Below are 15,351 nucleotides of genomic sequence, written 5' to 3'. Positions count from 1 at the left end.
TGGCTTACACCTTCTCCAGTTTGACCGCGCACTTCTTGAAGTCCGTCTCTTTCGAGAGCGGATCGGTCGCATCCAGCGTCAGTTTGTTAACCAGCTGTGCGGCGTCGAAGAACGGCATGTACACCAGGCCCTGCGGCGGGCGGTTACGACCGCGCGTTTCAACAATCGAGATCACTTCGCCACGGCGAGAAACCACTTTCACTTTGTCGCCACGGCGCAGATCGCGCGCTTTCGCATCCAGCGGGTGAATAAACAGTACCGCTTCCGGGAAGGCGCGGTGCAGTTCTGGTACACGGCGAGTCATACTGCCGGTGTGCCAGTGCTCCAGAACGCGTCCGGTAGAGAGCCACAGATCGTACTCTTCATCCGGTGCTTCCGCCGCCGGTTCGAACGGCAGTGCGAAGATCACCGCTTTGCCATCCGGTTTACCGTAGAACTTATAGCCTTCGCCCGCTTTCACGTACGGGTCGTTACCTTCGCTGTAACGCCACTGCGTTTCTTTACCGTTCACCACCGGCCAGCGCAGACCGCGCGCTTTGTGGTAGTCATCGAACGGTGCCAGATCGTGACCGTGACCGCGACCAAACCATGCGTACTCTTCGAACAGCCCTTTTTGCAGATAGAAGCCCAGCTCGCGGGATTCATCGTTCAGCTGATCTTCCGCCAGTTCGGATACCGGGAATTTGCTCACTTCGGGGGTGGCATACAGAACTTCGTACAGCGTTTTGCCACGCAGTTCCGGTTTCTTCGCCAGCAGCTCTTCCGGCCATACTTCTTCTGTTTTGAAGCGGCGGGAGAACTGGACTAACTGCCAGAGATCCGATTTCGCTTCGCCCGGTGCCTGTACCTGCTGACGCCAGAACTGAGTACGGCGTTCGGCATTACCGTAAGCGCCCTCTTTCTCTACCCACATTGCGGTCGGCAGGATCAAGTCGGCGGCCAGCGCACTGACTGTCGGATACGGATCGGAGACGATGATGAAGTTGCGCGGATCGCGCCAGCCCGGCATACGCTCTTCATTAATGTTCGGCCCGGCCTGCATGTTGTTGGTACACATAGTCCAGTAAACATTCAGCTTGCCGTCTTTCAGCGCACGGTCTTGTGCCACCGCGTGCAAACCGATTTTCGCCGGAATGGTGCCGCTCGGGATATTCCACTTCTTCTCGCAGATATCACGGTGTTTCTCGTTAGTCACCACCATGTCCGCAGGCAGACGGTGAGCAAAGGTGCCCACTTCACGCGCAGTACCGCACGCGGAAGGCTGCCCGGTCAGGGAGAACGGACCGCAACCCGGCTGGGAAATTTTGCCGGTCAGCAGGTGCAGGTTGTAGACCAGGTTGTTGGCCCACACGCCACGAGTATGCTGGTTGAAGCCCATCGTCCAGTAGGAGATGACTTTCTTGTTCGGATCGGCATACAGCTGCGCCAGTTGTTCTAACTGGTCTTTCGGCACGCCGGTCATTTCGGCAGTTTTTTCCAGCGTATACTCAGCAACGAAGGCTTTGTAATCTTCAAAGCTCATCGGTTCGGAGGCGTCAGAACCTGGATTCTTCGCTGCTTTTTCCAGCGGATGGGTCGGACGTAAACCGTAGCCGATGTCCGTCGCCCCTTTACGCAGATTAACGTGTTTGCTGAAGAAGTCCTGATTTATCGCATTGTTTTGAATGATATAGTTGGCGATGTAGTTCAGGATCACCAGGTCAGACTGTGGCGTAAAGATGATGCCGTTATCCGCCAGCTCGAAGCTACGATGCTGGTAGGTAGAAAGCACCGCCACGGTGACGTTCTGGTTAGAGAGACGACGGTTGGTGATGCGCGACCAGAGGATCGGGTGCATCTCCGCCATGTTTGCGCCCCACAGCACAAACGCGTCAGCCTTCTCGATGTCGTCATAGCAGCCCATCGGCTCATCCATACCAAAGGTACGCATAAAGCCAACTACTGCCGACGCCATACAGTGACGCGCGTTCGGGTCGATGTTGTTCGAACGGAAGCCCGCTTTAAACAGCTTGGAGGCGGCATAACCTTCCCAGATAGTCCACTGACCAGAACCGAACATACCGATCGATTCCGGCCCTTTTTCTTTCAGGGCGGTTTTGAATTTCTCTTCCATCACATCGAAAGCCTGATCCCAGGTGATTGGGGTAAATTCGCCTTCTTTGTCATATTTACCGTTTTTCATACGCAGCAGCGGCTGCGTCAAACGGTCTTTACCGTACATGATTTTGGGCAGGAAATAGCCCTTAATGCAGTTCAGGCCACGGTTAACCGGTGCGTCTGGGTCGCCCTGACAGGCCACCACACGCCCCTGCTGCGTTCCGACCAGAACGCCGCAACCAGTACCGCAGAAACGGCACGGCGCTTTATCCCATTTAATGGCTTCCTGCTGACCAACAACGGCGCGGGCAACGCCCGGCACGCTGAGACCGGCAGCCGCCGCAGCGGCCGCAACGGCGTTAGCTTTCATAAAGCTACGACGACTGAGTTTCATGGTGTTTCCTCACCTTGCTCTTCCTGCTGGTGATAAACCAGCGACACCGCCAGCACGCCCTCTACGTTGCGTACTGACTCAATGGTTTGGATCAGCGTTTCGCTGTCTTCTGCTTCCACCACCACAATCAACTGACCGCTCGGCGCGTCGCTGACAGCAACTTCACAGCCGGGAAAGGCGTTCAGTTGGGTGCTGATGTCTGAAATTCGTTCGCTTTTGGCCTGCACGACCAGGCTGCAAACTTGCCAGTTAGTGTGCATGGAGATACTCCGCAGTTATGGCTGATACCGGACAGCTGGCTGCACATGCTCCACATCCGTTGCAAAGTTGGCTATTAAGTTGCGGCTGGTAGATCCCGGAGAGCGTCGGGCGAAAGATTATTGCCATTGGCTCGCAGCTATCCTGACAGCGGCGGCATTCAACTGACTGATACGCCAGGCACGCATCCCCAATGGTGAACTGCAAATCCCAGGCCCTGGTGTGGCGCGGAGAAAATAGCGATTCGGGGCAAGCCTGCGCGCAGGCGTAACAGAAGCTGCACTCGTTATTTTTGAAATTAACGCTCGGATAGCCACCCGCGCCGCGTTGCAGAATGTTGTTTTCACAAGCATTAATACAGGCGTCGCAGCGGGTGCAATGGGTCAGAAAATGAGATTCATCACCGGACCAGGGCGGACGTATACCGTTACTGGCTTTGCGCAAGCGACCAGTGAGTATGCCCCGACGGGATGCATCAATCTTCACATTGACCTTCCATCATTAACGCGCTCTGAAAACTGAGAGCGACCAAATAAACCGCATAATTAATAAGCCATTTTTATAGCCGCTAAGATATTAAAGGATGTGTCAAAGATGCATACCCCGATCGGGGTAAAACCTGTAGCAGGATCAAAAGAGTGGTGGGAAGAGTGGCAAAAACGAGCTTTTGCTCACATTTCAAATGGTTATAAACATATTTATATAGCGATTAATTCACCAGAAATATTTCTCCAGGCTTCACCATTCATCAGAATTTAACACTAAAAGGGCAGGTAAAATTGTCTGAATATTCTTTAAGTTATTCATAAAGCAAATTAATAAATCTGATGAAGAATATGTTAACCTTCAGCGACATCATCGGTGAAAACCTATAAATGAAGAAGGAAAGCAAAAATGAAGACCATTCTACCTGCAGTATTGTTTGCCGCTTTCGCTACCACCTCCGCCTGGGCGGCAGAGAGTGTCCAGCCACTGGAGAAAGTAGCGCCTTATCCACAAGCTGAAAAAGGCATGAAGCGTCAGGTGATTCAGTTAACTCCGCAAGAAGATGAATCTACCCTGAAAGTAGAACTGTTAATCGGTCAGACGCTGGAAGTCGATTGCAATTTGCATCGTCTCGGCGGGAAGCTGGAAAGCAAAACGCTGGAAGGCTGGGGCTATGATTATTATGTCTTTGATAAAGTAAGCTCCCCGGTTTCGACGATGATGGCCTGCCCGGATGGCAAGAAAGAGAAGAAATTTGTCACCGCGTATCTGGGCGATGCTGGAATGCTGCGTTACAACAGTAAGCTGCCGATCGTGGTGTATACGCCAGACAATGTGGATGTGAAGTACCGGGTCTGGAAGGCGGAAGAGAAAATTGACAACGCGGTAGTTCGCTAAACTGCTGTGAGGTGCGGCACCCCGTAGGCCGAATAAGACGGTTACGCCACATCCGACATCTGGCGCACGAGCCGGTTGCCTGATGCGACGCTGACGCGTCTTATCAGCATACGCCACATCCGGCATACCATGCCGGATGTGGCACATCATTACAACGCAATATCCGCCACTTCTTTTTGAACGGGTTGCGGTTTCAACTGCGGTTTCGGCGTACTATCTGCTGCTTGCGGTTTGTCGTATTTCAGCCCCAGCACTTCGCTGGTGTACTGCAACTCGCGTTCTGTTGCCGCTACATCACCGTTCAGCTTGCGTCCATAAGACGGAACGATCGCTTTCAACGTTGCCTGCCATTGCGGGCTGGAAACGCGATCGCCAAATACTTTTTCCAGCAAATTCAACATAATCGGCGCGGCGGTTGACGCCCCCGGAGATGCCCCCAACAGCGCGGCAATGGTTCCTTGCTGGTCGCTGACCACTTCTGTACCCAGACGCAGCACGCCGCCTTTCTCGGCATCGCGTTTGATAATCTGCACACGCTGTCCTGCTTGCCACAAACGCCAGTCCTCTTTTTTCGCCTGCGGATAGTACTCTTTCAACGCTTCAAAACGATCCTCTTCACTCAACATCACCTGACTTACCAGATATTTCACCAGATCGAAATTATCCAGCCCGACGTGCATCATCGGCATCACGTTAGAGGTGGTGGTGGAACTCATCAGATCCCACAGTGAACCGTTTTTGAGGAATTTGGTTGAGAAGGTGGCAAATGGCCCAAACAGCACTACGCGTTTACCGTCCAGCACACGGGTATCGATATGCGGAACCGACATTGGCGGTGCGCCAACGGAGGCTTTCCCATAGACCTTCGCCAGATGATGGTTAACCACGTCCGGGTTTTCCGAAACAAGGAACTGCCCACCAACCGGGAAACCAGCGTAGTCTTTCGCTTCCGGAATACCCGATTCCTGTAACAGCTTCAGCGCCGCACCGCCCGCGCCGATAAAGACAAATTTCGCGCGGATGTTCTGTGCTGTGCCGTTTTTCAGATCGGCAACGGTGACGGTCCAGGTGTTATCGTCATTACGTTTGAGGGCGCGGACTTCACTGCTGAGTTGCAGCGAGAAGTTAGATTTCTTCTGCAAGGAAGCAATTAACTGGCGGGTGATCTCACCGTAGTTCACATCAGTGCCGATTTCTGTGCGTGTAGCCGCCACTTTCTGCTGCGGATCGCGCCCTTCCATCACTAACGGAGCCCACTCTTTGATTTGCGCGTGATCTTCAGAGTAACGCATACCGCGAAACAGCGAACTTTGTTGCAATGCCGCATAGCGGGCACGCAGGAAATTGACGTTATCTTCGCCCCAGACAAAGCTCATGTGCGGAACGGTATTGATAAATGAACGCGGAGTACGCAGCACGCCGCGCTCGACCTGGTGCGCCCAGAACTGGCGGGAAATCTGAAATGCTTCGTTAATGGCGACTGCTTTTTCAATACTGATGCTGCCATCGGCGTTTTGCGGGGTGTAGTTCAGTTCCATCAGTGCAGAATGCCCGGTTCCGGCGTTGTTCCAGCCGTTCGAACTCTCCTGCGCGACACCCTCCAGGCGCTCCACCATGGTCATCGACCATTCAGGCTCCAGCTCGCGTAAATAGGTCCCCAACGTGGCGCTCATAATGCCGCCGCCAATCAACAGTACATCAGTTTCCTGCTCCTCGGACGCTTTCGCTTTTGCCGCCATCGAAACGGCATTAAGCCCCACGGCCATCGAGAAGAGCATGGCAGTCACTTTTTTCATCTTGTTAATGCCTTACTTTTAGTCGCTTTATTGCAGGTGAGATTTGCGCGGCATCAACGGTAACACTTAAGTAACAACATTTAAATAATGTTTATAAATTATATTCTAATTTTAGAAACATTATAATTTCGTTGATTAATTATAGGGTTATTAGAAACGAAGGGATTTTTAGAATATTTACCTGGCGGCAGCGAGCCGCCAGGTCAGCGTCAAAATATTATGCCGTCCGGGCAACGGCATCACGCGAAGCAGCATCGCGCTCTTCGCCCGTCAGTTCGCTAAGTTGCCCGTTGCGCATCTCCAGCAGGCGGTCGGCGTGGATAAAGTAATGGTCATCATGGCTGATGGCGAAAATAGTTTTTCCCATCTCCTGCATCAGCGGTAGCAGCACCTGATAAAACTCACGGCGGAAGTGTGGGTCCTGATCCGCCGCCCATTCATCCAGCAGGATAATATCGCGTTCTTCTGCCAACGCCAGCAACAGCGCCACGCGTTTTTTCTGCCCTTTTGATAACTTCAGGTTAACAATACGCCCGTTACTTAACTCCAGCTTATGAGCCATTTTCAACTGCGCCAGCCACTTCTCAACCAGTTGCGGATTAGCAGGTTTACCCTCCGGTCCCAGCAGTTGATCAAACAGCCAGACATCGGTAAACACGGCCGAAAACAGTTTGCGATAATCTTCCGGTTTTTCGCCGCTGATGGGTTTACCATCCAGCAAAATTTCACCGCTTTGCGGCTGATACAACCCCGTCAGCAACATCGCCAGCGTCGATTTTCCGCTACCGTTGCCACCAATCAGAAACAACAGTTCGCCACGTTTAATGGTGAGGTTGAGTGGGCCAACGGAAAACGCGTTATCCTGATAGCTAAACGTCACATTACGCAGCTCCAGCGTTTGCCAGTTGGGAAACGCCTGCGGACGCGGAAACTCCGCTTTGAAAGGCGCGAGCGCGAATTTGTTCAGCTTGTTAAACGCCACCTGTGCCGTCAGCAGGGTCGGCAATGCGCCAACCGCAGAAAGCAGCGGCGTGCGCAGGAATAACAGCGTCAGCGAATAGGTCGCGGCAACGTTGGTATCAGCCCATCCGAGACTGTTCGCCATCCAGAACACCAGGCCGATAGCACCCAGCATCATGATGTTTGACCAGTTCACAGCACTAAGATGGAAGGTGTCTGCGCGGATAATATGATGGCGATACTCTTGCGCATCAGGAATGTAGCGGTTGTTAAACACATACTCGGCGCGTTCACGGTTCAGGGTCAGCTCTTTGCGCCCTTCCAGAACGGTTTGAAAATCCGTGTACAGCTTGTCTTCGGTTTCACGCAGGGTCGCCATATGTTTGTATACCCGCGCCACCAGCACAAAACCGCCCCAGATGGTGACCGCCATCCAGATAGCCGTTACCAGCAACATTTTGCCCGACAGCATCCACAGATACGCCGCTGAACCGATAGTGAGAATAATCCCCTGCACCAGTTCCGGCAAACGCACAAAAGCAATGGTGATATTGCGCACATCGCTGGTTAACCCCGCCAGCAATGAGGCGCTACCGAGTTGTTCGATACGCTCAACGTGGGTATCCAGAATCCGCTTGATAAATTCGCTACGCAGTCGGTAAACGAAGTGGTGCCCCAAAGTGGTGAGTGCCAGTTGCGATCCCAGCGTCACTGCCATTAGCAACAGCAATAAACCCAGAAACTCCGGCAGCACCAGCAGACTGTTATCCGCCGTTTCGATAAGGCGCTGATTGATAAAAGCAATTAAGCCAATGCCTAATGCCGCACTGGCGAGGCTTAGCGCCATCACACTGATAAATGGCCAGCGATACTGCCGCCAGACAAGTACAAGAAGTTCCATGCAGAAAACCCGGACAATGAATTACAGCCCGCAGTTTAAACATCTCCGCGCTCACAGCAATAATAATTCTTATTTTTATTCTTTTTTACCTGCCTGACGGAATGTCAGATTGTAGCGGCAGTCGGCGGTGAGTGGATGAAAGCCCGCTTTGAGCGGTTGAATGCCGTGATAAAACAGCCGCGATTCACCGCCCCAAACCACCACGTCGCCATGCTCCAGCAACAGTCGTTTTAGCGGATCATTACGTTTGAGGCCGCCAAATTGAAAAATCGCGGGTAAGCCCAGAGAAACAGAAACAATCGGTGCGCGCAGATCCGGTTCGTCTTTATCCTGATGTAACGACAGTTTCGCGCCAGGGGCATAGCGGTTGATCAGGCAAGCGTCAGGCTGGAAATCCGCATAACCCGCCACCGTGGCTGCCCGCTGACATAAATCATGAAAACTTTGCGGCATCGCAGGCCACGGTTGTTCCGTTTGCGGATCAATGGGCGAATAGAGATAGCCCTGCCGATTGGTGGTCCAGCCCAGACGCCCGCAGTTGGTCATCGCCACCGACATGGTATATCCGCCGGGTGTGACCATCTGGCGAAACGGTGACTGGCGGGCGACATTGCTGATTCCCTGCATCAGTTGCTCCGCAGTATTAAAGGCAAAACGGCGCAGGATCACCGCGCCAGGTGCCAGGAGTTCTTGCCACGGTTCAGCATCAGCAAACAGATCCAACATTATTTCTCCTCGTTTTCAGCTTCACGGCGTAGCAACTGTGCTTTACGCGAAACACCCCAGCGGTAACCGGAAAGTGTGCCATCACCACGTACCACCCGATGACAAGGTATAACGATCGCTAACTTATTGGCGGCGCAGGCACTTGCCACGGCACGTACCGCTTTCGGTTTGCCGATGGTGTTTGCCAGTTGCTGATAACTCACAGTTTCACCGCAAGGAATGGTACGCAGCACCTGCCAGACTTGCTGTTGAAAAGCGGTGCCGCGAATATCCAGCGGCAACGTCAGCGGCGTATCGCGCTGATTGAGGCTGGCGATCACTTCGCGTAGGCGTTGCTGAAATTCCTCACCCGCCGGTTCGTCGCTGGCAGCGGGAAACATCTGCCGCAGTTCACTGATTAACGTCGCGTCATCATCACCCAGTAATATCGCGCAAATCCCCCGCTCGCTTTCTGCCACCAGGCAACGACCCAGCTTACAATCAGCCAGCGCATAACGCACAGCCAGGCTTTCGCCACCGTGACGAAACTGTTTAGCCGTCATGCCCAGCGTTTCATCGGCTTTACGGTAGTAACTGCTGCCGTCGGGGAATCCGGCATTGAGAATCGCCTGAGTCACGCTTTCCCCTTTTGCCAGAGATTCCCGTAAACGACGAGCGCGCCAGGCCTGTTGCCAGGCTTTAGGCGTCATTCCGGTCGTCGCTTTAAACAATCGATGCAAATGGAACGGACTCATCGCCACCTGGTCGGCTAAGGCTTCCAGCGTTACAGGCGTTTCCTGTTCCAGCAGTCGGCAGGCGTGGGTAATTTTATCAAGGCGATGTTGCTGGGGATTGGCTTTGTCTGGCTGACAACGTTTGCAGGGGCAAAAGCCAGCGGCAAGCGCCTCGCTGGCATCCGTATAGAAAGAAACGTTTTCCCGCAAGGCATGTCTGGCGCGGCAAGACGGACGGCAAAAGATGCCCGTGGTGCGCACGGCGAAGACAAATTCGCCGTCGGCGTTCGGGTCGCGGGCTAAGACAGATTGCCAGCGTTGATCATCAGTTAAGCGTGTGGCGTTTTTCATCATCAGCTCCCTGGTTAAGGATAGCCTTTAGTCTGCCCGGTCACCATCGCGCAAAAACCAACAATCTTGCGCTTTAATTTTTTTCGCTAATAAGGAAGCTTTTAAACTGCGGCGACATCCAGGTTTTAAAGCTATCGCCCTCTTTGGTGATCATATAGACCGCCAGCCCTTCCCGACGAACGACTTCTTTGGCTTTCTCCGGCCCGAGCACCATTAAACCTGTATCCCAGGCGTCGGCTTCCAGCGCCGTCGGGGCAATCACGGTCACGGAGACCAGATTGTGCTCAATGGGACGCCCGGTTTGCGGATCGATAACATGGGAAAGGCGTTTGCCGTCCAGTTCGTAATAGTTGCGATAGCTGCCGGAGGTGCTAATCCCGTGACCGTTGATATCCACCACGGCCTGAACCGCGTTTTCTTTATCGGTCGGTTTTTGGATCGCCACTCGCCACGGCTGCTCTTCGCCGTTCATGCCACGGCTGTTCAGCGCCCCCCCCACCGACACCAGATAGCGGGAAATACCTTCCTGCTCCATTAAGCGTGCCAGATGATCTGCCGCATAACCTTCGCCGACGGTGGAGAGATCGACATATAAATCCGGCAGATCTTTTTGCAGATATTGCTGATGCGACTGATTAATGACCGTCAGGTGCTGCAAACCTGTTTTGGCTTTCATCGCGTCGATCTGTTCCTGGTTCGGGATTTGTACCGGCTGTTGTTCCGGGCCAAAGCCCCACAGATTCACCAGCGGCCCGACAGTAATATCCATCGCGCCATCGGTTTTGGCGCCAATGCGCAGCGAGGTGGTGATGATATCGGCCATCGCTTCACTTACCGGCCACGGTGACAAACTTTTCGAATCGTTAAAGCGCATCAGCGCGGAGTCTTTTTTATAGGTCGAAAGCAGCTGATCGTCGGCGTTCAGCTGGGTCTGAATCTTCTCTTTAAGTTCAGCACTGCGTTTGGCGTCAATGCCAAGGATGCTGGCACGCCAGAAGGTTCCCATCGTTTTGCCTTCAAGAACGGTAACTTCAGTAGCGTGGGATTTGGCGGGTTGTGTTTTTTGATCGCAACCAACAAAGAAGAGCGCGGCAGCCAGCAATGCCACGCGGGTAAATCTTATTTCCATACGTGATTATCCTCATGCGAACGGTCGCAAGAGTACACCAAAAAACTGCGTTTGTACGCTGAAAACAATGAAAAAAGGGCCCGCAGGCCCTTTGTTCGATATAAATCGAGATTAGAACTGGTAAACCAGACCCAGAGCTACGATATCATCAGTGTTGATGCCTGCAGCGCGGGTGAACTGGTTGTCGTCCAGCAGGTTGATTTTGTAGTCAACGTAGGTGGACATGTTTTTGTTGAAGTAGTAGGTAGCACCAACATCAACATATTTCAGGATATCTTCGTCGTCGTAGTTACGACCAGCAACGACACCCAGGTTTTTACCTTTAGACTGCAGGTATGCTACAGACGGACGCAGACCGAAGTCGAACTGATACTGAGCAACAGCTTCGAAGTTCTGTGCTTTGTTCGCCCAACCCAGGGTACCTACGCGAGTCGCGTTGTAGGTCTGGGTGTACTGAGCAGCCAGGTAGATGTTGTTAGCGTCGTATTTCAGACCACCGGTGTAGGTTTCAGCACGGTCGCCAGTACCGATGAAGCCCAGGTTGTTCTGATCCCAGGTACGTTTGGAGCTGGAAACTGCAGCACCGATACCGAAGCCTTCGTAATCATAAGTAACAGAACCGCCAACGCCGTCGCCGTTCTGACGCAGAGCACCACGACCGTTGTTGGTCATGCCTTCGCCGCTTACGCTACCGTTTTTACCCTGGTACTGAACAGCAAAGTTCAGACCGTCAACCAGACCGAAGAAGTCGGTGTTACGGTAGGTCGCGAAGCCGTTACCACGCTGCTGCATGAAGTTGTCAGAACCGTAAGTGTCGCCACCGAATTCTGGCAGTACGTCGGTCCAGGAAGTTACGTCGTAAACAACGCCGTAGTTACGACCGTAGTCGAAAGAACCAACGTCCTGGAATTTCAGACCAGCGAATGCCACACGGGTCCAGGAGTTTTCTTTGTTGTCTTCAGAGGTATTGCCCTGGATCTGATATTCCCACTGGCCGTAACCGGTCAGCTGGTCAGTAACCTGAGTTTCGCCTTTGAAACCAAGACGTACATAGGTCTGGTCGCCGTCTTCTGACTTGTTGTCAGAGAAATAGTGCAGGCCGTCTACTTTACCGTACAGATCTAATTTGTTGCCGTCTTTGTTGTAAACTTCAGCAGCGTTTGCTGCGCCTGCTACCAGCAGAGCTGGGACCAGGAGGGACAGTACTTTAACTTTCATGTTATTAACCCTCTGTTATATGCCTTTATTTGCTTTTTTATGCCACTGCATACTGATTAACCCTCATTAATCAGTCGGCAAGTCCATTCTCCCCAAAAATGCAGAATAATCCAACACGAATATGATACTAAAACTTTTAAGATGTTTCATTTATCGCTATAGATGTTTCAAAATGTAAATATGATGGAACTTTTTAAGATTCTTGATGATTGGCGAAATAAGCACCTAACATCAAGCAATAATAATTCAAAGGTAAAATCAATAACTTATTCTTAAGTACTTGATAGCACTGAATGCCAAAACAAAATCTTCACTCGCAACTAAAATATGTCTCGCTATCATCATTAACTTTATTTATTACCGTCATTCATTTCTGAATGTCTGTTTACCCCTATTTCAACCGGATGCCTCGCATCCGGTTTTTTTTACCCTTCTTTACACAACTTTTATTTTTTTGTACTACCGCTGGAAAATTATAACGCCTGTTAATAATTTCACAAAAATTTAACAAGATATAATTCCCGCCATCTTTTCTTTATCCATAATTAATTTCGCTCTTCTTTTTGCAGATTATTTGTACAGCAGAATGCGGTGTGTACATCTATTTCCTATCGGGCAGAACGAGACATATCGTTGAGGAAGAGAGAATCATCTATCGGGTAATAGTCTGGAATTTCGCACTGTACCCTTTATACTGCCCTATCACTTCGCGAAGTTTTAACAGGTCATAAACACGAATGCGTCAGAAAGAGACAACGGCCACGACCCGCTTTTCACTCCTACCGGGGAGCATTACCCGCTTCTTTTTACTGTTGATCATTGTGTTGCTGGTGATGATGGGTGTAATGGTACAAAGCGCAGTCAACGCCTGGCTGAAAGATAAAAGCTACCAGATTGTCGACATTACTCATGCTATACAAAAGCGCGTCGATACCTGGCGTTACGTGACCTGGCAGATCTACGACAACATCGCTGCAACGACTTCACCTTCCACCAGTGAAAGTTTGCAAGAGACGCGTCTGAAACAGGATGTCTACTATCTGGAAAAACCGCGTCGCAAAACAGAAGCCCTGATCTTTGGTTCTCACGACAACTCAACGCTTGAGATGACCCAACGAATGTCTACTTATCTGGACACATTATGGGGCGCAGAAAATGTACCGTGGTCGATGTATTATCTGAACGGTCAGGATAACAGCCTGATTCTTATCTCGACCCTGCCGTTAAAAGATCTCACCTCCGGATTTAAAGAATCGACCGTCAGTGACATTGTTGATTCTCGTCGCGCAGAGATGCTGCAACAGGCTAACGCCCTGGATGAACGTGAAAGTTTTTCTAACCTGCGCCGTCTTGCCTGGCAGAACGGTCATTATTTTACCTTGCGTACAACCTTTAACCAGCCGGGACATCTGGCAACAGTGGTTGCATTTGATCTGCCTATTAATGATTTAATCCCGCCAGGGATGCCGTTGGATAGCTTCCGTCTTGAACCAGAAGCAGGTACTGCGGGTAACAATAATAATGAGAAAGAAGCAACGGATAGCGTCAGCATTAACTTTAATAGTTCGAAGATTGAAATCTCTTCGGCGCTCAACTCCACCGATATGCGGCTGGTCTGGCAGGTTCCTTACGGCACTTTGCTGCTGGATACATTGCAAAATATTCTGCTGCCACTGCTGCTGAATATCGGTTTGCTGGCACTGGCGCTTTTTGGTTACACCACCTTTCGCCATTTCTCCGGGCGCAGCACAGAAAGCGTTCCCAGCACCGCAGTGAATAACGAACTGCGTATTTTGCGAGCAATAAATGAAGAGATTGTGTCACTGCTGCCACTCGGTCTGCTGGTTCACGATCAGGAATCGAATCGCACAGTTATCAGCAATAAGATTGCCGACCATCTGCTGCCGCATTTGAATCTGCAAAACATCACCACCATGGCAGAACAGCATCAGGGGATTATTCAGGCGACCGTCAATAACGAGCTGTATGAAATTCGCATGTTCCGCAGCCAGATAGCGCCGCGTACGCAAATCTTCATCATTCGCGATCAGGATCGCGAGGTGCTGGTGAACAAGAAACTCAAGCAGGCGCAGCGCCTGTATGAGAAAAACCAGCAGGGCCGGATGGCCTTTATGCAAAACATTGGCGATGCGCTGAAAGAACCCGCACGGTCACTGGCGGAGAGTGCGGCTAAACTCAACTCCCCGGAAAGCAAACAACTGGCAAATCAGGCTGATGTGCTGGTGCGCCTGGTCGATGAAATTCAGCTAGCGAATATTCTTGCGGACGATAGCTGGAAGAGCGAGACCGAGCTTTTCTCCGTACAGGATTTAATCGATGAAGTAGTGCCCGCAGTGCTACCAGCAATGAAACGCAAAGGCCTGCAACTGCTGATTAACAATCATCTGAAAGCACACGATATGCGCCGTGGCGATCGCGATGCTTTACGCCGTATTTTGCTGCTGTTGATGCAATATGCCGTCACCTCAACGCAACTGGGGAAAATTACCCTTGAGGTTGATCAGGATGAATCCTCTGACGAACGTCTGACTTTCCGCATTCTTGACACCGGAGATGGTGTAAGTATTCATGAAATGGATAATTTGCACTTCCCGTTCATCAACCAGACCCAAAGCGATCGCTATGGCAAGGCGGACCCGCTGGCATTCTGGTTAAGTGATCAACTAGCGCGAAAACTGGGCGGTCATTTAAATATTAAAACGCGGGACGGGCTTGGCACACGATACTCCGTGCATATAAAAATGCTCCCTGCTACCCCGGACGTTGAAGAGGAAGAAGAACGTTTACTGGATGATGTCACCGTGATGGTGGATGTAACTTCCACAGAAATTCGGAATATTGTCACTCGCCAGTTAGAAAATTGGGGTGCAACCTGTATCACACCCGATGAAAGATTAATTAGTCAGGATTATGATATCTTTTTAACGGATAATCCGTCTAATCTTACTGCCTCTGGCTTGCTTTTAAGCGATGATGAGTCTGGCGTACGGGAAATTGGGCCTGGTCAATTGTGCGTCAACTTCAATATGAGCAATGCTATGCAGGAAGCGGTCTTACAATTAATTGAAGTGCAACTGGCGCAGGAAGAGGTGACAGAATCGCCTATGGGTGGAGATGAAAATGCACAACTCCATGCCAGCGGCTATTATGCGCTCTTTGTAGACACAGTACCGGATGATGTTAAGAGGCTGTATACTGAAGCAGCAACCAGTGACTTTGCTGCATTAGCCCAAACGGCTCATCGTCTTAAAGGCGTGTTTGCCATGCTAAATCTGGTACCCGGCAAGCAGTTATGTGAAACGCTGGAACATCTTATTCGCGAGAAGGATGTCCCAGGAACAGAAAAATACATCAGCGACATTGACAGCTATGTCAAGAGCTTGCTGTAGCAAGGTAGCCTATTA

12 protein-coding genes are annotated in these 15,351 nt (G+C 51.3%); 3 read left to right on the top strand and 9 right to left on the bottom strand.

Translation table 11 applies throughout. From position 1 onward, the window contains the following. Positions 1-4: 4 nt before the first annotated feature. Genes napA through napF form a run of 3 tightly spaced genes read right to left on the bottom strand, consistent with a single transcriptional unit; the run spans position 5 to position 3,235 of the window. A complete protein-coding gene (gene napA, locus FC814_RS04840; protein WP_137325589.1) occupies positions 5-2,491 on the bottom strand; it encodes a periplasmic nitrate reductase subunit alpha in 2,487 nt (828 codons plus the stop codon). Next, complete coding sequence (gene napD, locus FC814_RS04835) at positions 2,488-2,751, bottom strand: chaperone NapD (protein WP_000557378.1); 264 nt, start codon at positions 2,749-2,751, stop codon at positions 2,488-2,490. The genes napA and napD overlap by 4 nt, the downstream gene beginning before the upstream one ends. Beyond that, positions 2,741-3,235, bottom strand: coding sequence for a ferredoxin-type protein NapF (gene napF, locus FC814_RS04830; protein ID WP_137325588.1), 495 nt, complete (start codon positions 3,233-3,235; stop codon positions 2,741-2,743). Before napF ends, napD begins: the two co-directional genes overlap by 11 nt. Before the next feature lie 108 nt (positions 3,236-3,343). Here napF and FC814_RS22810 point away from each other — a divergent pair, with 108 nt between their 5' ends. Continuing rightward, on the top strand, positions 3,344-3,508 hold the full coding sequence (locus FC814_RS22810; RefSeq protein ID WP_021551082.1) for a hypothetical protein: 165 nt from the start codon (positions 3,344-3,346) through the stop codon (positions 3,506-3,508). Between the two features lie 135 nt (positions 3,509-3,643). Beyond that, positions 3,644-4,132, top strand: coding sequence for a serine protease inhibitor ecotin (gene eco / locus FC814_RS04825; protein ID WP_000849222.1), 489 nt, complete (start codon positions 3,644-3,646; stop codon positions 4,130-4,132). 149 nt (positions 4,133-4,281) lie between these two features. Here the strand turns inward: eco and mqo are convergent, their stop codons facing one another. The 6 genes from mqo to ompC form a co-directional block, all read right to left on the bottom strand. Then, positions 4,282-5,928 carry a malate dehydrogenase (quinone) gene (mqo, locus tag FC814_RS04820; RefSeq protein ID WP_000758076.1) on the bottom strand — a complete coding sequence of 549 codons (1,647 nt, stop codon included), beginning with the start codon at positions 5,926-5,928 and terminating at the stop codon, positions 4,282-4,284. Between the two features lie 217 nt (positions 5,929-6,145). After that, positions 6,146-7,789 carry a microcin J25 efflux ABC transporter YojI gene (yojI, locus tag FC814_RS04815; RefSeq protein WP_137325587.1) on the bottom strand — a complete coding sequence of 548 codons (1,644 nt, stop codon included), beginning with the start codon at positions 7,787-7,789 and terminating at the stop codon, positions 6,146-6,148. 75 nt (positions 7,790-7,864) lie between these two features. After that, a complete protein-coding gene (gene alkB, locus FC814_RS04810) occupies positions 7,865-8,515 on the bottom strand; it encodes a DNA oxidative demethylase AlkB (protein WP_137325586.1) in 651 nt (216 codons plus the stop codon). Then, on the bottom strand, positions 8,515-9,579 hold the full coding sequence (gene ada / locus FC814_RS04805; protein WP_137325608.1) for a bifunctional DNA-binding transcriptional regulator/O6-methylguanine-DNA methyltransferase Ada: 1,065 nt from the start codon (positions 9,577-9,579) through the stop codon (positions 8,515-8,517). The genes alkB and ada overlap by 1 nt, the downstream gene beginning before the upstream one ends. Before the next feature lie 73 nt (positions 9,580-9,652). Next, on the bottom strand, positions 9,653-10,708 hold the full coding sequence (apbE, locus tag FC814_RS04800) for an FAD:protein FMN transferase ApbE (protein ID WP_137325585.1): 1,056 nt from the start codon (positions 10,706-10,708) through the stop codon (positions 9,653-9,655). Between the two features lie 111 nt (positions 10,709-10,819). Then, positions 10,820-11,926, bottom strand: a complete 1,107-nt coding sequence (ompC, locus tag FC814_RS04795) for a porin OmpC (protein WP_000865604.1) — start codon at positions 11,924-11,926, stop codon at positions 10,820-10,822. Positions 11,927-12,663: 737 nt separating this feature from the next. Here ompC and rcsD point away from each other — a divergent pair. Continuing rightward, positions 12,664-15,336 (top strand): phosphotransferase RcsD, encoded by a 2,673-nt coding sequence (gene rcsD / locus FC814_RS04790; protein WP_001249070.1) that lies wholly within the window; start codon positions 12,664-12,666, stop codon positions 15,334-15,336. Positions 15,337-15,351: the final 15 nt, after the last annotated feature.

The sequence above is a fragment of the Escherichia sp. MR genome (assembly GCF_005280595.1).
Lineage (GTDB): Bacteria > Pseudomonadota > Gammaproteobacteria > Enterobacterales > Enterobacteriaceae > Escherichia > Escherichia ruysiae.
The sequence above is the reverse complement of the archived record's forward strand: the minus strand, read 5'-3'. Positions and strand labels throughout refer to the sequence as shown.